This window comes from Citrobacter sp. RHBSTW-00881 (assembly GCF_013728515.1).
Lineage (GTDB): Bacteria > Pseudomonadota > Gammaproteobacteria > Enterobacterales > Enterobacteriaceae > Citrobacter > Citrobacter braakii.
This window is the reverse complement of record NZ_CP056269.1, coordinates 5,166,409-5,183,752: the sequence shown is the minus strand read 5'-3', so window position 1 is coordinate 5,183,752 and position 17,344 is coordinate 5,166,409. Positions and strand designations below refer to the sequence as shown.

The following is a 17,344-nucleotide window of genomic DNA, read 5'->3' as shown; positions in this document are numbered from 1 at the left end:
AACGATTACAGGACATCTTAAATATGAACATGAAAAAACTGGCTACCCTGGTTTCTGCTGTTGCGCTGAGCGCCACCGTGAGCGCGAATGCGATGGCGAAAGATACCATTGCGCTGGTGGTCTCCACCCTCAACAACCCGTTCTTTGTTTCTTTGAAGGACGGGGCGCAAAAAGAGGCTGATAAGCTGGGCTACAACCTGGTGATTCTGGACTCACAGAACAACCCGGCGAAAGAGCTGGCTAACGTTCAGGATTTAACGGTTCGTGGAACTAAAATTCTGCTGATTAACCCGACGGACTCCGATGCTGTTGGTAACGCTGTGAAGATGGCTAACCAGGCGAAAATTCCGGTTATCACCCTTGACCGCGTTGCATCCAAAGGCGAAGTGGTAAGCCATATTGCATCTGATAACGTGCTGGGCGGTAAGATTGCGGGCGATTACATCGCGAAGAAAGCGGGTGAAGGCGCGAAAGTTATCGAACTGCAGGGTATTGCCGGTACTTCAGCTGCGCGTGAGCGTGGCGAAGGTTTCCAGCAGGCTGTTGCGGCACACAAATTTAATGTACTGGCCAGCCAGCCGGCCGACTTCGACCGCACCAAAGGTCTGAACGTCATGCAGAACCTGTTGACTGCGCATCCTGACGTGCAGGCCGTATTTGCCCAGAACGATGAAATGGCGTTGGGTGCGCTGCGCGCACTGCAAACTGCGGGTAAATCTGATGTGATGGTGGTTGGATTTGACGGTACTCCAGATGGCGAAAAAGCAGTAAATGATGGCAAACTGGCTGCGACCATTGCTCAGTTGCCGGATCAGATCGGCGCGAAAGGCGTTGAGACTGCGGATAAGGTCCTGAAAGGCGAGAAGGTTCAGGCTAAATATCCGGTTGACCTGAAGCTGGTCATCAAGCAGTAATACCGATTCAGGTCGCTCGCGGCCTGATGGAGACATAAAGACGCCATCCCCGTATCGGGTTTTGGGGATGAAGGCGTAAAAAGAAAAGCAGGGCACGCGCCACCCTAATCCGGTGGCGCACTTTGACTTGGAACACCAAATATGAAAACCGCAGGCAACCTCGTTGTTCTTGGCAGTATCAATGCCGATCACATCCTCAACCTTAACTCTTTCCCGACACCTGGTGAAACCGTAACCGGTAACCATTATCAGGTCGCATTTGGTGGTAAAGGCGCGAATCAGGCTGTTGCTGCGGGGCGTAGTGGCGCGAATATCGCATTTATTGCCTGTACGGGTGATGATGATATTGGCGAAAGTGTTCGTAAACAGTTAGCCAAAGATAATATCGATATTGCGCCGATTAGCGTAATTTCGGGGGAATCGACCGGTGTGGCGTTGATTTTTGTGAATGGTGAAGGTGAGAACGTCATCGGCATTCATGCTGGTGCGAACGCGGCACTTTCGCCTGCGCTGGTGGAAGCTCAGCATGAGCGTATTGCCCAGGCGTCCGCCTTACTGATGCAGTTAGAGTCGCCGATCGAAAGCGTACTGGCTGCGGCAAAGATTGCACATCAAAATAAGACCACGGTAGCCCTTAACCCGGCCCCGGCACGTGAACTTTCTGACGAACTGCTGGCGCTGGTGGATATTATTACCCCTAATGAAACCGAGGCTGAAAAGCTCACGGGGATCCGGGTTGAAAACGATGAAGACGCGGCCAAAGCTGCGCAGGCATTGCACGCGAAGGGGATCCATACTGTACTGATTACCCTAGGCAGTCGCGGGGTGTGGGCCAGCGTAAATGGTGAAGGTCAGCGTGTGCCTGGGTTTAAAGTGGATGCCGTTGATACCATCGCCGCTGGGGATACCTTTAACGGCGCGTTAATTACAGCGTTACTGGAAGAGACTCCGCTGCCTGAAGCTATCCGATTTGCACATGCCGCTGCGGCGATTGCGGTCACCCGTAAGGGTGCACAGCCTTCCGTTCCATGGCGCGAAGAAATAGAAGCGTTTTTAAGTCAACAGAGGTAACGCTTGGCTACAATGAAGGACGTCGCCCGCCTGGCGGGGGTTTCCACGTCGACGGTTTCTCACGTCATTAATAAAGATCGCTTTGTCAGTGAGTCTGTCACTGACAAAGTTGAAGCGGCGATTAAAGAGCTTAACTACGCGCCCTCAGCGCTGGCGCGTAGTCTCAAGTTAAACCAGACCCACACTATTGGCATGTTAATCACTGCCAGTACCAACCCCTTTTATTCCGAGCTGGTGCGCGGCGTTGAACGTAGTTGTTTTGAACGCGGCTACAGCCTGGTGCTGTGCAACACTGAAGGTGATGAACAGCGCATGAACCGTAATCTGGAAACGTTAATGCAAAAACGGGTGGACGGCTTGCTGCTGCTCTGCACGGAAACACATCAACCTTCCAGGGAGATCATGCAACGCTATCCTTCTATACCGACCGTCATGATGGACTGGTCGCCTTTTGATGGTGAAAGCGATCTGATCCAGGATAACTCCCTGTTGGGCGGGGATTTAGCCACTCAACATCTTATCGAAAAAGGTTTTACGCGCATTGCCTGCATCACCGGGCCGCTGGATAAAACTCCAGCGCGTTTACGTCTGGAAGGGTATCGGGCGGCAATGAAGCGGGCGGGGTTGCCTGTCCCGGAAGGTTACGAGATTACCGGTGACTTTGAGTTCGGCGGCGGCTTTGAAGCTATGCAAACGTTGCTGTCGCATAAACAGCGACCGCAGGCCGTTTTTACCGGCAATGATGCCATGGCGGTTGGCGCGTATCAGGCTCTGTACCAATCGGGATTGCGCATTCCGCAGGATATGGCGGTGGTGGGTTATGATGATATCGAGCTAGCGCGCTATATGACGCCGCCGCTGACGACCATCCATCAACCAAAAGATGAACTGGGCGAACTGGCCATCGATGTATTAATCCACCGGATGGCGCAGCCCGCATTACAGCAACAGCGCCTGCAACTTACTCCTGTTTTGATGGAGCGGGGGTCGGTTTAGGATTATGTCGCTCTTTAATCAGATTACGTCCATCTTTTGCTTTTAGCAGCATGAACATCAGCGCAGACACTACCGTGATAGCGCCCATCGTCATAAAGGTGTAGTGGAACTGCTCGACCGTATTGGTTCCTTCCATACCTTCATAGATACGCAGAACGGCAGCGCTGATGGCGACCCCTAAACTGATTGATAACTGCTGAGTAACGGCCAGCACACTGTTGCCGCTGCTGGCGTTTTCATCGGTCAGGTCTGCCAGAGTGATGGTATTCATGGAGGTAAACTGGGTGGACATCGCCATACCTAAAATGAACAACGGCAGGATCAACATCCAGACCGGCATGGCGGGAGATTGCAATGCGAACTGCGCAATCATCAGGCCGATAAATATCGTAACACCCACCAGTGTGGTTCTGTAGCCGAGCCGGCGCAGCACCTGCGTCACCATTGATTTCGCCAGTATTGATCCCAGCGCCGTTGGCGCCATCATGCAACCGGCTATCAGCGCCGGGTATCCAAAGCCTACCTGCAACATTAGCGGCATTAAGAAGGGCACGCACCCTGTACCCAGACGAGTGGCAAGGTTTCCGGCGATCCCGACGGAAAAAGTTCGGGTCTTAAATATAGGAAGCGATATTAGCGGCGTTGGGTGACGACGCGCGTGGCGAATGTAGGCGAGCAGTAACAGAATGCTGGCAAGAATAATGCTGAGCGCTATCCAGGTCTCGACAAGCTTCTCACCGAACAGCTCTACCCCGCTGGAAAACAACACCAGGCTCAAACCAAACAGAAAGAAACCGGTCATATCAAAACTGCGGCGCGGCGTGGTGAAGTTCGGCATATATTTGCGGGCATAGAAGATACCGGCAACCCCAATTGGAATATTAATCAGGAAGATCCAGTGCCAACTGGCCCACGTGACCAGTACACCGCCCAATACCGGACCTAAAATCGGCCCCACAAGTCCAGGCATGGTTACGAAGTTAAGCACGGGAAGCAGTTCGCTGCGGGGGTAAGCACGCAATAATGCCAGACGGGCAACGGGCATCATCATGGCGCCACCGATGCCCTGAATGACGCGGAAAATCACCAGTTCGCTTAGGGAGCTGGACAGCGCACAGGCCAGCGAACCCAGCGTAAACAGGCTAACAGCTATCATAAAGACGCGCCGCGTACCGAACCTGTCTGCCAGCCATCCACTCACCGGGATCAGCATCGCGACCGTCAGGGTGTAGCTGATAATGGCCGACTGCATGGCGAGCGGAGAGCGGTTAAGGCTGTGTGCTATTGCGGGTAAGGCGGTATTGAGGATCGTGGCGTCTAGTGCCTGCATAAAAAAGGCCATGGCTGCTATCCACGGTAGCCCGGCCATACTGCGTGATTTCTTTTCTGACATATTATTTATCCGGTAGCACGTTCGGTGCTATCAGCAATGCCTGACAGGCAGCGAAGGCGCGATCGCCATCGCTCTCATCTATTGCGTCGACAATGGCCTGGTGTAAATCCAGTTTGACCACGTCGTTATAGGTAATAGAGGTAAAGTAGGTCTGGTAAACGGAATGGAAGAGTGATGCAAAGGAGATAAGGAACGGGTTCGCACTCATTTCATAGATGTGTTCATGCCAGGCGATATCAACCTCAATCCAACGCTCGCGTCTGAAGTTTCTTTTCAGCTCGACCATTTCTTCCATCAGCGTGTTGAGATGCGCTTTCTGTTCTGCCGTACCTATAGTCGCCGCCAGTAAACACGCCTGAGGCTCCAGGCTGATACGCATCACCAGAAAATGTTTAATGACCTGAGAGAAATTATCTTCTGTCATCCACCAGGTGAGCAGCTCCTGGTCGAGGAAGTTCCAGTTTGCCTGCGGCATGACGCGTGTACCAATACGCGGGCGCGGTAATACCATACCTTTTGCCGTTAACGTCTTTACCGCTTCTCTTACCGCGGTACGACTCACGCCAAACTGATCACCCAGCTCTATTTCGCCAGGCAATATAGCGCCCGGTGCGTATTCACCTTTTAATATTCGCTGAGCCAGCTTTTCGGCCAGAACGTAGGACAGGTTTTTCTGTGCGGCTAGCTGTTGGGCATTTAACGGCATGAATGGTTTTCCTTACTTTATTTCTTATTCATTAGTATGCCACCTGGAAGTGTTATTGCGGCTGCAAAAACGGCAATTTGCTTATTTTATGGCATGTTAATGGTGGTTTTGCTGAAAAAACACGCACTCGGAAAGTTATTTTAAATTTCCCCTTGTCAGCCTGAAATAACTCCCTATAATGCGCCTCCACTGACACGGAACAACGGATTACAAACCGCCGGGTCAGCGGGGTTCCACTGAGAATCTCGCAGAGAAAAGCAAAAATAAATGCTTGACTCTGAATGAGGAGAACGTAATATACGGGACCTCGCGACAGAGCGCTAAAGCGCGTCGCAACTGCTCTTTAACAATTTATCAGACAATCTGTGTGGGCACTCGAAGATACGGATTCTTAACGTCGCAAGACGAAAAATGAATACCAAGTCTCTGAGTGAACACGTAATTCATTACGAAGTTTAATTCACGAGCATCAAACTTAAATTGAAGAGTTTGATCATGGCTCAGATTGAACGCTGGCGGCAGGCCTAACACATGCAAGTCGAACGGTAGCACAGAGGAGCTTGCTCCTTGGGTGACGAGTGGCGGACGGGTGAGTAATGTCTGGGAAACTGCCCGATGGAGGGGGATAACTACTGGAAACGGTAGCTAATACCGCATAACGTCGCAAGACCAAAGAGGGGGACCTTCGGGCCTCTTGCCATCGGATGTGCCCAGATGGGATTAGCTAGTAGGTGGGGTAACGGCTCACCTAGGCGACGATCCCTAGCTGGTCTGAGAGGATGACCAGCCACACTGGAACTGAGACACGGTCCAGACTCCTACGGGAGGCAGCAGTGGGGAATATTGCACAATGGGCGCAAGCCTGATGCAGCCATGCCGCGTGTATGAAGAAGGCCTTCGGGTTGTAAAGTACTTTCAGCGAGGAGGAAGGTGTTGTGGTTAATAACCGCAGCAATTGACGTTACTCGCAGAAGAAGCACCGGCTAACTCCGTGCCAGCAGCCGCGGTAATACGGAGGGTGCAAGCGTTAATCGGAATTACTGGGCGTAAAGCGCACGCAGGCGGTCTGTCAAGTCGGATGTGAAATCCCCGGGCTCAACCTGGGAACTGCATCCGAAACTGGCAGGCTAGAGTCTTGTAGAGGGGGGTAGAATTCCAGGTGTAGCGGTGAAATGCGTAGAGATCTGGAGGAATACCGGTGGCGAAGGCGGCCCCCTGGACAAAGACTGACGCTCAGGTGCGAAAGCGTGGGGAGCAAACAGGATTAGATACCCTGGTAGTCCACGCCGTAAACGATGTCGACTTGGAGGTTGTGCCCTTGAGGCGTGGCTTCCGGAGCTAACGCGTTAAGTCGACCGCCTGGGGAGTACGGCCGCAAGGTTAAAACTCAAATGAATTGACGGGGGCCCGCACAAGCGGTGGAGCATGTGGTTTAATTCGATGCAACGCGAAGAACCTTACCTACTCTTGACATCCAGAGAACTTAGCAGAGATGCTTTGGTGCCTTCGGGAACTCTGAGACAGGTGCTGCATGGCTGTCGTCAGCTCGTGTTGTGAAATGTTGGGTTAAGTCCCGCAACGAGCGCAACCCTTATCCTTTGTTGCCAGCGATTCGGTCGGGAACTCAAAGGAGACTGCCAGTGATAAACTGGAGGAAGGTGGGGATGACGTCAAGTCATCATGGCCCTTACGAGTAGGGCTACACACGTGCTACAATGGCATATACAAAGAGAAGCGACCTCGCGAGAGCAAGCGGACCTCATAAAGTATGTCGTAGTCCGGATTGGAGTCTGCAACTCGACTCCATGAAGTCGGAATCGCTAGTAATCGTGGATCAGAATGCCACGGTGAATACGTTCCCGGGCCTTGTACACACCGCCCGTCACACCATGGGAGTGGGTTGCAAAAGAAGTAGGTAGCTTAACCTTCGGGAGGGCGCTTACCACTTTGTGATTCATGACTGGGGTGAAGTCGTAACAAGGTAACCGTAGGGGAACCTGCGGTTGGATCACCTCCTTACCTTAAAGAACCGACCTTTGTAGTGCTCACACAGATTGTCTGATGAAAAGTAAATAGCAAGGCGTCTTGCGATTGAGACTTCAGTGTCCCCTTCGTCTAGAGGCCCAGGACACCGCCCTTTCACGGCGGTAACAGGGGTTCGAATCCCCTAGGGGACGCCACTTGCTGGTATGTGTGAGTGAAAGTCGCCGACCGAAGTATCTCAAAACAGACTTTCGAGTCTCGTTTGAGATATTTGCTCTTTAAAAATCTGGATCAAGCTGAAAATTGAAACGACACACTGTTTCATTTCTCCGTAATAAGAAATGAAAAGCGGTGTGTTCGAGTCTCTCAAATTTTCGCAACACTGAAGTGTTTTACGAAACATCTTCGGGTTGTGAGGTTAAGCGACTAAGCGTACACGGTGGATGCCCTGGCAGTCAGAGGCGATGAAGGACGTGCTAATCTGCGATAAGCGTCGGTAAGGTGATATGAACCGTTATAACCGGCGATTTCCGAATGGGGAAACCCAGTGTGATTCGTCACACTATCATTGCGTGAATACATAGCGTAATGAAGCGAACCGGGGGAACTGAAACATCTAAGTACCCCGAGGAAAAGAAATCAACCGAGATTCCCCCAGTAGCGGCGAGCGAACGGGGAGCAGCCCAGAGTCTGAATCAGCATGTGTGGTAGTGGAACGGTCTGGAAAGTCCGGCGATACAGGGTGATAGCCCCGTACACAAAAGTGCATGTGTTGTGAACTCGAAGAGTAGGGCGGGACACGTGGTATCCTGTCTGAATATGGGGGGACCATCCTCCAAGGCTAAATACTCCTGACTGACCGATAGTGAACCAGTACCGTGAGGGAAAGGCGAAAAGAACCCCGGCGAGGGGAGTGAAAAAGAACCTGAAACCGTGTACGTACAAGCAGTGGGAGCCTCTTTATGGGGTGACTGCGTACCTTTTGTATAATGGGTCAGCGACTTATATTCTGTAGCAAGGTTAACCGAATAGGGGAGCCGAAGGGAAACCGAGTCTTAACTGGGCGTTAAGTTGCAGGGTATAGACCCGAAACCCGGTGATCTAGCCATGGGCAGGTTGAAGGTTGGGTAACACTAACTGGAGGACCGAACCGACTAATGTTGAAAAATTAGCGGATGACTTGTGGCTGGGGGTGAAAGGCCAATCAAACCGGGAGATAGCTGGTTCTCCCCGAAAGCTATTTAGGTAGCGCCTCGTGAACTCATCTTCGGGGGTAGAGCACTGTTTCGGCTAGGGGGTCATCCCGACTTACCAACCCGATGCAAACTGCGAATACCGAAGAATGTTATCACGGGAGACACACGGCGGGTGCTAACGTCCGTCGTGAAGAGGGAAACAACCCAGACCGCCAGCTAAGGTCCCAAAGTCATGGTTAAGTGGGAAACGATGTGGGAAGGCACAGACAGCCAGGATGTTGGCTTAGAAGCAGCCATCATTTAAAGAAAGCGTAATAGCTCACTGGTCGAGTCGGCCTGCGCGGAAGATGTAACGGGGCTAAACCATGCACCGAAGCTGCGGCAGCGACACTATGTGTTGTTGGGTAGGGGAGCGTTCTGTAAGCCGTTGAAGGTGTGCTGTGAGGCATGCTGGAGGTATCAGAAGTGCGAATGCTGACATAAGTAACGATAATGCGGGTGAAAAACCCGCACGCCGGAAGACCAAGGGTTCCTGTCCAACGTTAATCGGGGCAGGGTGAGTCGACCCCTAAGGCGAGGCCGAAAGGCGTAGTCGATGGGAAACAGGTTAATATTCCTGTACTTGGTGTTACTGCGAGGGGGGGACGGAGAAGGCTATGTTAGCCGGGCGACGGTTGTCCCGGTTTAAGCATGTAGGCGGAGATTCCAGGTAAATCCGGAGTCTTGTTAACGCTGAGGTGTGATGACGAGGCACTACGGTGCTGAAGTAACAAATGCCCTGCTTCCAGGAAAAGCCTCTAAGCATCAGGTAACACGAAATCGTACCCCAAACCGACACAGGTGGTCAGGTAGAGAATACCAAGGCGCTTGAGAGAACTCGGGTGAAGGAACTAGGCAAAATGGTGCCGTAACTTCGGGAGAAGGCACGCTGATATGTAGGTGAAGTGATTTACTCATGGAGCTGAAATCAGTCGAAGATACCAGCTGGCTGCAACTGTTTATTAAAAACACAGCACTGTGCAAACACGAAAGTGGACGTATACGGTGTGACGCCTGCCCGGTGCCGGAAGGTTAATTGATGGGGTTATCCGTAAGGAGAAGCTCTTGATCGAAGCCCCGGTAAACGGCGGCCGTAACTATAACGGTCCTAAGGTAGCGAAATTCCTTGTCGGGTAAGTTCCGACCTGCACGAATGGCGTAATGATGGCCAGGCTGTCTCCACCCGAGACTCAGTGAAATTGAACTCGCTGTGAAGATGCAGTGTACCCGCGGCAAGACGGAAAGACCCCGTGAACCTTTACTATAGCTTGACACTGAACACTGGTCCTTGATGTGTAGGATAGGTGGGAGGCTTTGAAGTGTGGACGCCAGTCTGCATGGAGCCAACCTTGAAATACCACCCTTTAATGGCTGGTGTTCTAACGTAGACCCGTAATCCGGGTTGCGGACAGTGTCTGGTGGGTAGTTTGACTGGGGCGGTCTCCTCCTAAAGAGTAACGGAGGAGCACGAAGGTTAGCTAATCCTGGTCGGACATCAGGAGGTTAGTGCAAAGGCATAAGCTAGCTTGACTGCGAGAGTGACGGCTCGAGCAGGTGCGAAAGCAGGTCTTAGTGATCCGGTGGTTCTGAATGGAAGGGCCATCGCTCAACGGATAAAAGGTACTCCGGGGATAACAGGCTGATACCGCCCAAGAGTTCATATCGACGGCGGTGTTTGGCACCTCGATGTCGGCTCATCACATCCTGGGGCTGAAGTAGGTCCCAAGGGTATGGCTGTTCGCCATTTAAAGTGGTACGCGAGCTGGGTTTAGAACGTCGTGAGACAGTTCGGTCCCTATCTGCCGTGGGCGCTGGAGAATTGAGGGGGGCTGCTCCTAGTACGAGAGGACCGGAGTGGACGCATCACTGGTGTTCGGGTTGTCATGCCAATGGCATTGCCCGGTAGCTAAATGCGGAAGAGATAAGTGCTGAAAGCATCTAAGCACGAAACTTGCCCCGAGATGAGTTCTCCCTGACCCTTTAAGGGTCCTGAAGGAACGTTGAAGACGACGACGTTGATAGGTCGGGTGTGTAAGCGTAGCGATACGTTGAGCTAACCGATACTAATGAACCGTGAGGCTTAACCTTACAACGCCGAAGATGTTTTGGCGAAAGAGACACGATATTCAGCTTGATTACAGATTACATCGACATGCGAAAAGCGTGTTGATAAACAGAATTTGCCTGGCGGCTGTAGCGCGGTGGTCCCACCTGACCCCATGCCGAACTCAGAAGTGAAACGCCGTAGCGCCGATGGTAGTGTGGGGTCTCCCCATGCGAGAGTAGGGAACTGCCAGGCATCAAATTGCAGTAAACCGGGATGAATAATCCGGGTAGTGACAAAGAAATTCGGTGGAGCGGTAGTTCAGTTGGTTAGAATACCTGCCTGTCACGCAGGGGGTCGCGGGTTCGAGTCCCGTCCGTTCCGCCACTTATTAGAAAATTAAGCCTGCTACCAAGCAGGCTTAATGATAAGAAAATTTAGGGGCGTAGCTCAGTTGGTAGAGCACCGGTCTCCAAAACCGGGTGTCGCGAGTTCGAGTCTCTCCGCCCCTGCCAGAAACAATCCTTAGCATTTTTGCTAAGGATTTTTTTTTACCTGCAATTTGAATTATGCCTTCCTGCTGTTTTACTCCTGGCATCCTTGCCTATATTTTCTTTAATTTTCCAAAATATTCGTTCTCAGCAGATCGTAAATTAGTCCATTTTTATCGCTGTTTTGCAGCCAAACTGCATATAAAGGACGTGAAAGCGTTGTACTGTCGGTAACCGTATGGAGATCGCTTTTGGTTTTGGCCCAGTTGACGGGAAGCCAGCTAAAGCCCTTAATCACTGAAAGTTGCTGCCTGGCCAATTCTGCCGAACTGGTGGTGAGTACCGGCACTTCATCTCCCGCTATTAGTCCCGCTTCGTGTTGTTGAAAATCGGGTCCCCATTCCAGGCGTAAATAATTCAGCTCATCTTTGGTTTGCGACGGAGAACTGCAATAGAGCGCCAGCGTGAAATATCCCAACAGTTGGCTGCTAAATTCGTCCATTTTGGGTGTTTCGGTAGTAATCAGTAGATCAAGCTGTCGTTCATGAAGCTGTTTTACTAACGATTGGCGTTGAGCGATCCTCGCTTCAAACTGCAGGCTGGGTTGTGGCTCCTGAGATTGATACAAACGCCTCAACCAGTCATTAAGCATGCACTCCCAGAGAGATGCGCTGGCACCGATAGAAAACTCGTTATGCCGCGAGGTATTCGCGACTTCCTTACGTGCTGCCTGCCACGTATTCATCAACGTTTCGGCGTAAGGCAATAATTTTTCACCTGCAGCGGTTAAACGGATATTGTTTCTGTGTCGGGTGAACAGGTTTACACCCAATTGATTTTCCAGTTGTCTGATCCGGAAACTAACCGCTGATTGGGTCAGGTAGAGCGCTTCAGCAGCCCTGCCAAAGTGGCGTGTCCGGCTAACTTCCAGGAAAGTTTTTAACAATTCCGTATCCACAACTCGCTCCATAAAATTATTTGTCGTTATGATTTAAATCTTTTGTTTGACGCTCTGTCAAGCGTAACTAATACTCCGCGCCATAAATAGCTCGGCCAAAGAATTAGGAGCGTGCAGGATGGCGGAAAGCTTTACGACGACTAATCGATATTTCGATAATAAATATTATCCCCGCGGATTCTCCCGTCATGGTGATTTCACCATTAAAGAAGCACAACTGCTTGAGCGTCACGGTTATGCTTTCAACGAGCTGGATCTGGGCAAGCGTGAGCCGGTAACTGAAGAAGAAAAACTGTTTGTTGCGGTATGCCGTGGTGAACGTGAGCCGGTTACCGAAGCTGAACGTGTGTGGTCTAAATACATGACGCGTATTAAGCGTCCAAAACGTTTCCACACCTTATCGGGTGGGAAACCTCAGGTGGAAGGCGCAGAAGACTACACCGAATCTGATGATTAATAAAAAAAGGGCGAAAGCCCTTTTTTTATGTCAGTAATTTCTGCAGATGAATGAGTAACCTGTCTATCGCTCGGTACCCAACGGCCTCCTGTAAATGCTGGCGAGAGATGTGATCACATTGTTCGATATCCGCAATCGTTCGAGCGACCTTAATCAGGCGTAGCCAGGCGCGGATAGACAATCCGAGATGCGCGAGCGTTTCTTCAAGCCACTGTGCATCGTCGCTACGCAGTAGGCAGTATTTATGGATATCCTGACTGTCCAGATGTGCGTTTAACTTATTTTGCCGCTGATACTGACGCTCTCGCGCTGCCATAACACGTTGCTTCACCGTTGCGCTATTTTCCCCTTTCATCGCGCTCTGGCTGAGTATACCGGGCGGCGGTAAGGGAATTTCGAGGGAGAGGTCGAAGCGGTCAAGAAATGGACCTGACAATCGATTTAGGTAGCGCAGCGTCTGTTCTGGGGTACAGCGGTTATGGTTCCCCTGATAATGGCCCGTCGGGCTTGGATTCATCGCAGCTATGAGTTGAAAGCGTGCGGGATAGGTTATTTTTGCTCTGGTGCGAGATAGATGGATCTGCCCGGACTCGATGGGTTCGCGCAGTGCATCCAGCGTGCGCCGCTCAAACTCGGGTAGTTCATCCAGAAACAGTATGCCGTTGTGCGCTAAAGAGATCTCTCCTGGCGCAGGAATAGAGCCTCCACCGACCATGGCGGTTAATGAAGCACTGTGATGTGGCGAGCGAAAAGGGCGTTGCTTCCACTGTTTTTGTATCGTGTCGGAATGGATCAGACTGAGTATCGCGGCACTTTCCAGCGCTTCATCGTTGCTAAGTGGAGGGAGCAGCCCTCTGAGTCGACTGGCTAGCATAGTCTTTCCCGTACCAGGCGGGCCGATGAGCAAGAGGTTGTGGCCGCCTGCTGCGGTAAGCTCCAGCCCGCGTTTACCCTGTTCCTGGCCGATAACATCGCTCAGATCATCAGCTAATGCGTTAGGCGTAAAATCTGCGGATGATGGCCTGTCTAAATCATGCTTACCTTCGAGAAATGCGCATACGGTCTGCAGGTGATCGGCGATCAGGCATCCTTCGCCGTGTATCAGTCCAACTTCAGCGGCATTCTCTTTTGCGACAATAATTCGCCTGCCTGCACGAATGGCCTCGGTTGCGCTTGATATCGCGCCGGGAACGCCGCGTAGCGCGCCTGTAAGCGCTAATTCACCTACCAGCTCGTAGGTGTCGAGATTGTGGGGTGTAAGCTGCTCAGAGGCGGCCAGAAGCGCAACCGCGATAGGTAAATCATATCGCCCCCCTTCTTTCGGGAGATCGGCCGGAGCGAGGTTTATAGTTATCTTCTTTGTCGGGAATTCATAACCGCTATTAATAATCGCACTGCGTACCCGATCGCGAGCCTCTTTCACCGTCGTTTCGGGCAGCCCCACCATGGTTAAACCAGGCAGGCCGTTGCTGATATGTACCTCGATGGTAATGGCTGGCGCATTCACGCCTAGCGCGGCGCGTGTGTGAACAATCGATAGTGACATAATTCCTCCTGATAAAAGTATTATGTCGTAATACATCGCGGCAAGATTTCATATAATTACGGTTTTTAGATGCTGGTTCCCGTATTTTTGCGTAACGTATAACTGCTTGCATTAAGCTTGGAATGACGCCCGCAAATGCTTTTGAATGGTGTTTGTATTGGGGATCGGGTTACCGAGGATCGCCTGAAGCGTGAAATATTTTCATTTTTGATTTTTTTGTATAAAAAACAACGGTATTTATCTAAACCGTTAACGACGTCAGAAAAACGAATAAAAAAATATCTTGTGTCATTTGCAAATTCTATGGTAACTCTTTAGGTATTCCTTCGAACAAGATGCAAGAAAATACAAAAATGACAGCCCTTCTACGAGTGATTAGCCTGGTCGTGATTAGCGTGGTGGTGATTATTATCCCACCGTGCGGGGCTGCACTTGGACGAGGAAAGGCTTAGAAAACAAGCCTTAACGAACTAAGACCCCCGCACCGAAAGGTCCGGGGGTTTTTTTTGACCTTAAAAACATACACGAGGAGCAGAAAGTGAACGGTAGCATAAAATTCTGTTTCTCAAGATTTACGGCGGGGATGTAACTATGAATGGGGCACAGTGGGTGGTACATGCGTTGCGTGCACAAGGGGTTCAAACCGTCTTTGGTTATCCTGGTGGCGCAATTATGCCGGTTTACGATGCGTTGTATGACGGCGGCGTAGAGCACCTGTTGTGCCGACACGAGCAGGGTGCGGCAATGGCGGCGATTGGCTATGCCCGCGCGACCGGTAAAACCGGCGTTTGTATCGCTACTTCCGGCCCAGGCGCAACCAACCTGATCACGGGCCTTGCCGATGCGCTGTTAGATTCTGTTCCAGTGGTGGCGATCACCGGTCAGGTGGCATCACCTTTCATCGGAACGGATGCGTTCCAGGAAGTGGACGTGCTGGGGATGTCTCTGTCCTGCACCAAACACAGCTTCCTGGTCCAGTCACTCGAAGAACTGCCGCGTATCATGGCTGAGGCTTTCGCCGTGGCGAATTCCGGTCGTCCGGGTCCAGTTCTGGTTGATATCCCGAAAGACATCCAATTAGCCAGCGGTACGCTGGAGCCATATTTTACGACCGTCGAAAACGTAGAGACGTTTCCGCACGCTGACGTTGAGCAGGCACGTAAAATGCTGGCGCAGGCGCAAAAGCCCATCCTGTACGTAGGTGGTGGCGTAGGTATGGCGCAGGCGGTCCCGGCCCTGCGTGAATTTATCGCGATAACCCAAATGCCGGTCGCCTGCACGCTGAAAGGTCTGGGCGCAGTAGATGCTGACTACCCGTACTATTTGGGCATGTTGGGAATGCACGGTACTAAAGCCGCGAATTTCGCGGTGCAAGAGTGCGATTTACTGATTGCGGTTGGCGCACGTTTTGATGACCGGGTGACTGGCAAGCTGAATACCTTCGCACCGAACGCCAGCGTAATCCACATGGATATCGATCCAGCTGAAATGAACAAACTGCGCCAGGCACACGTGGCGCTGCAGGGTGATTTAAATTCTCTGCTGCCAGCATTACAGCAACTGATGAAGATTGACGAATGGCGTCAGCACAGCGCTGAACTGCGCGCAGAACATACCTGGCGCTACGACCATCCGGGGGAAGCTATCTATGCGCCACTGTTGTTAAAGCAGTTATCCGATCGCAAACCTGCGGATAGCGTAGTGACAACGGATGTTGGCCAGCATCAGATGTGGTCGGCACAGCATATGACCTACACTCGCCCTGAAAACTTCATCACGTCGAGCGGTCTGGGGACGATGGGCTTTGGCCTGCCAGCAGCGGTTGGCGCGCAGGTTGCTCGCCCGAATGATACGGTAATCTGTATCTCCGGTGACGGTTCCTTCATGATGAATGTACAGGAATTGGGCACCGTAAAACGCAAGCAGTTGCCGCTGAAGATAGTTTTACTCGACAACCAGCGGTTAGGCATGGTGCGACAATGGCAGCAGCTGTTTTTCCAGGAACGTTATAGCGAAACCACCCTTACCGATAACCCCGATTTCCTCATGTTGGCCAGAGCCTTCGGCATTCCTGGTCAACACATCACCCGTAAAGACCAGGTTGAAGCGGCACTCGACACCATGCTGAACAGCGAGGGGCCATACTTGCTTCATGTCTCAATCGACGAACTTGAGAATGTCTGGCCTCTGGTGCCACCTGGCGCCAGTAACTCAGAAATGCTGGAGAAATTATCATGATGCAACATCAGGTCGCCGTTGAGGCTCGTTTCAATCCGGAAACGTTAGAACGTGTTTTACGCGTGGTACGCCATCGTGGTTTTCAGGTGTGCTCCATGAATATGGAAGCCGCCAGCGATGCGCAGAATATAAATATCGAATTGACCGTTGCCAGCCCCCGGTCGGTCGACTTACTGTTTAGTCAGTTAAGTAAACTGGTAGATGTTGCACATGTTGCTATCTGCCAGAGCACAACCACATCACAACAAATCCGCGCCTGAGCGCAAAAGGAAGAAAAATGACGACGAAAAAAGCTGATTACATTTGGTCTAATGGCGAGATGATTCGTTGGGAAGACGCGAAGGTCCACGTGATGTCCCACGCGCTGCACTACGGTACTTCTGTATTTGAAGGGATCCGTTGCTACGATTCTCACAAAGGGCCGGTAGTGTTCCGTCATCGCGAACATATGCAGCGTCTGCGTGATTCAGCCAAGATCTATCGTTTTCCCGTTTCTCAGAGCGTTGATGAGCTGATGGAAGCTTGCCGTGAGGTGATTCGTAAAAACAACCTGACCAGCGCCTATATCCGTCCGCTGGTGTTTGTTGGCGACGTAGGGATGGGCGTTAACCCGCCTGCGGGATACACCACTGATGTGATAATCGCCGCGTTCCCATGGGGGGCTTACCTCGGTGCTGAAGCGCTGGAGCAGGGGATCGACGCGATGGTTTCTTCCTGGAACCGCGTTGCGCCGAACACGATTCCTACCGCTGCTAAAGCAGGTGGTAACTATCTGTCTTCGCTGCTGGTGGGTAGTGAAGCGCGTCGTCATGGCTACCAGGAAGGCATTGCGCTGGATGTGAATGGCTACATCTCCGAAGGCGCGGGCGAAAACCTGTTTGAAGTAAAAGATGGCATTCTGTTTACCCCGCCGTTTACCTCTTCTGCGCTGCCGGGTATCACCCGTGACGCGATCATTAAGCTGGCGAAAGATCTCGATATCGAAGTGCGTGAGCAGGTGCTGTCTCGTGAATCGCTGTACCTGGCCGACGAAGTGTTCATGTCCGGTACCGCGGCCGAAATCACCCCAGTACGCAGCGTCGATGGTATTCAGGTGGGCGAAGGCCGCTGCGGTCCGGTCACCAAACGCATCCAGCAGGCCTTCTTTGGCCTCTTCACCGGTGAAACGGAAGATAAATACGGCTGGTTGGATTCAGTAAACCAATAACAAAATTAATATTTCCCCAAAATAGTTCACGTTGCAGGAAGACGGCAACGCAGCGAGTCCCCAGGAGCTTACTTTAGTAGGTGACTGGGGGGAGCGAGGCAGCCC

12 protein-coding genes, 3 tRNA genes and 3 rRNA genes are annotated in these 17,344 nt (G+C 51.8%); 14 read left to right on the top strand and 4 right to left on the bottom strand.

Annotation, left to right across the window (positions count from 1 at the left end; translation table 11 throughout):
- Positions 1 to 23 precede the first annotated feature (23 nt).
- The 3 genes from rbsB to rbsR all read left to right on the top strand — a co-directional run bounded on the left by rbsB (position 24) and on the right by rbsR (position 2,981).
- Entirely contained in the window at positions 24 to 914 is an 891-nt protein-coding gene (gene rbsB / locus HV311_RS24860) for a ribose ABC transporter substrate-binding protein RbsB (protein WP_003023760.1), read from the top strand.
- A 141-nt stretch (positions 915 to 1,055) separates the two neighbouring features.
- Positions 1,056 to 1,985, top strand: a complete 930-nt coding sequence (gene rbsK, locus HV311_RS24855; RefSeq protein WP_016157826.1) for a ribokinase — start codon at positions 1,056 to 1,058, stop codon at positions 1,983 to 1,985.
- A gap of 3 nt (positions 1,986 to 1,988) precedes the next feature.
- A complete protein-coding gene (gene rbsR, locus HV311_RS24850; protein ID WP_016155093.1) occupies positions 1,989 to 2,981 on the top strand; it encodes a ribose operon transcriptional repressor RbsR in 993 nt (330 codons plus the stop codon).
- Here rbsR and mdtD read toward each other — a convergent pair.
- Positions 2,947 to 4,374 carry a multidrug transporter subunit MdtD gene (gene mdtD / locus HV311_RS24845; RefSeq protein ID WP_191220576.1) on the bottom strand — a complete coding sequence of 476 codons (1,428 nt, stop codon included), beginning with the start codon at positions 4,372 to 4,374 and terminating at the stop codon, positions 2,947 to 2,949. The two genes, rbsR and mdtD, sit on opposite strands and share 35 nt — an antisense overlap.
- A gap of 1 nt (position 4,375) precedes the next feature.
- On the bottom strand, positions 4,376 to 5,080 hold the full coding sequence (locus HV311_RS24840) for a FadR/GntR family transcriptional regulator (RefSeq protein ID WP_016157828.1): 705 nt from the start codon (positions 5,078 to 5,080) through the stop codon (positions 4,376 to 4,378).
- 477 nt (positions 5,081 to 5,557) lie between these two features.
- Here HV311_RS24840 and HV311_RS24835 point away from each other — a divergent pair.
- The 6 genes from HV311_RS24835 to HV311_RS24810 all read left to right on the top strand — a co-directional run bounded on the left by HV311_RS24835 (position 5,558) and on the right by HV311_RS24810 (position 10,857).
- Positions 5,558 to 7,099: ribosomal RNA gene (locus tag HV311_RS24835) — 16S ribosomal RNA — on the top strand.
- Positions 7,100 to 7,184: 85 nt separating this feature from the next.
- Positions 7,185 to 7,260 (top strand) — tRNA-Glu (locus tag HV311_RS24830).
- Positions 7,261 to 7,479: 219 nt separating this feature from the next.
- Positions 7,480 to 10,386: ribosomal RNA gene (locus HV311_RS24825) — 23S ribosomal RNA — on the top strand.
- Between the two features lie 95 nt (positions 10,387 to 10,481).
- Positions 10,482 to 10,597 (top strand): 5S ribosomal RNA (gene rrf, locus HV311_RS24820).
- The 16S, 23S and 5S rRNA genes sit together here with 3 tRNA genes alongside, the layout of an rRNA operon.
- A gap of 55 nt (positions 10,598 to 10,652) precedes the next feature.
- A tRNA-Asp gene (locus HV311_RS24815) sits at positions 10,653 to 10,729 on the top strand.
- Between the two features lie 52 nt (positions 10,730 to 10,781).
- Positions 10,782 to 10,857 (top strand) — tRNA-Trp (locus HV311_RS24810).
- A gap of 100 nt (positions 10,858 to 10,957) precedes the next feature.
- Here HV311_RS24810 and hdfR read toward each other — a convergent pair.
- On the bottom strand, positions 10,958 to 11,803 hold the full coding sequence (gene hdfR / locus HV311_RS24805) for an HTH-type transcriptional regulator HdfR (RefSeq protein WP_191220575.1): 846 nt from the start codon (positions 11,801 to 11,803) through the stop codon (positions 10,958 to 10,960).
- A gap of 106 nt (positions 11,804 to 11,909) precedes the next feature.
- On the opposite strand from hdfR, the gene maoP reads away from it, so the two are divergent.
- Positions 11,910 to 12,248, top strand: a complete 339-nt coding sequence (gene maoP, locus HV311_RS24800) for a macrodomain Ori organization protein MaoP (RefSeq protein ID WP_003018025.1) — start codon at positions 11,910 to 11,912, stop codon at positions 12,246 to 12,248.
- Between the two features lie 25 nt (positions 12,249 to 12,273).
- On the opposite strand, the gene HV311_RS24795 is transcribed toward maoP, so the two are convergent.
- Positions 12,274 to 13,794, bottom strand: a complete 1,521-nt coding sequence (locus tag HV311_RS24795) for a YifB family Mg chelatase-like AAA ATPase (protein WP_142418359.1) — start codon at positions 13,792 to 13,794, stop codon at positions 12,274 to 12,276.
- 353 nt (positions 13,795 to 14,147) lie between these two features.
- Here HV311_RS24795 and ilvL point away from each other — a divergent pair, with 353 nt between their 5' ends.
- From ilvL to HV311_RS24775, 4 genes are all read left to right on the top strand, one after another.
- Complete coding sequence (ilvL, locus tag HV311_RS24790; protein ID WP_001311244.1) at positions 14,148 to 14,246, top strand: ilv operon leader peptide; 99 nt, start codon at positions 14,148 to 14,150, stop codon at positions 14,244 to 14,246.
- Positions 14,247 to 14,385: 139 nt separating this feature from the next.
- Positions 14,386 to 16,032 (top strand): acetolactate synthase 2 catalytic subunit, encoded by a 1,647-nt coding sequence (ilvG, locus tag HV311_RS24785; RefSeq protein ID WP_016157831.1) that lies wholly within the window; start codon positions 14,386 to 14,388, stop codon positions 16,030 to 16,032.
- Positions 16,029 to 16,292 (top strand): acetolactate synthase 2 small subunit, encoded by a 264-nt coding sequence (gene ilvM / locus HV311_RS24780; protein ID WP_003018017.1) that lies wholly within the window; start codon positions 16,029 to 16,031, stop codon positions 16,290 to 16,292. The genes ilvG and ilvM overlap by 4 nt, the downstream gene beginning before the upstream one ends.
- 17 nt (positions 16,293 to 16,309) lie before the next feature.
- Positions 16,310 to 17,239: a branched-chain amino acid transaminase gene (locus tag HV311_RS24775; protein ID WP_003829030.1), complete on the top strand. Its 930-nt coding sequence runs from the start codon at positions 16,310 to 16,312 to the stop codon at positions 17,237 to 17,239.
- Positions 17,240 to 17,344: the final 105 nt, after the last annotated feature.

What these genes read in the sequence shown, in the direction of transcription:
- ilvL (WP_001311244.1), top strand. Translation starts at nt 14,148, where the DNA reads ATGACAGCCCTTCTACGAGTGATTAGCCTGGTCGTGATTAGCGTGGTG.
- ilvG (WP_016157831.1), top strand. Translation starts at nt 14,386, where the DNA reads ATGAATGGGGCACAGTGGGTGGTACATGCGTTGCGTGCACAAGGGGTT.
- HV311_RS24775 (WP_003829030.1), top strand. Translation starts at nt 16,310, where the DNA reads ATGACGACGAAAAAAGCTGATTACATTTGGTCTAATGGCGAGATGATT.
- ilvM (WP_003018017.1), top strand. Translation starts at nt 16,029, where the DNA reads ATGATGCAACATCAGGTCGCCGTTGAGGCTCGTTTCAATCCGGAAACG.
- maoP (WP_003018025.1), top strand. Translation starts at nt 11,910, where the DNA reads ATGGCGGAAAGCTTTACGACGACTAATCGATATTTCGATAATAAATAT.
- rbsB (WP_003023760.1), top strand. Translation starts at nt 24, where the DNA reads ATGAACATGAAAAAACTGGCTACCCTGGTTTCTGCTGTTGCGCTGAGC.
- HV311_RS24840 (WP_016157828.1), bottom strand. Translation starts at nt 5,080, where the DNA reads ATGCCGTTAAATGCCCAACAGCTAGCCGCACAGAAAAACCTGTCCTAC.
- HV311_RS24795 (WP_142418359.1), bottom strand. Translation starts at nt 13,794, where the DNA reads ATGTCACTATCGATTGTTCACACACGCGCCGCGCTAGGCGTGAATGCG.
- mdtD (WP_191220576.1), bottom strand. Translation starts at nt 4,374, where the DNA reads ATGTCAGAAAAGAAATCACGCAGTATGGCCGGGCTACCGTGGATAGCA.
- rbsK (WP_016157826.1), top strand. Translation starts at nt 1,056, where the DNA reads ATGAAAACCGCAGGCAACCTCGTTGTTCTTGGCAGTATCAATGCCGAT.
- hdfR (WP_191220575.1), bottom strand. Translation starts at nt 11,803, where the DNA reads ATGGAGCGAGTTGTGGATACGGAATTGTTAAAAACTTTCCTGGAAGTT.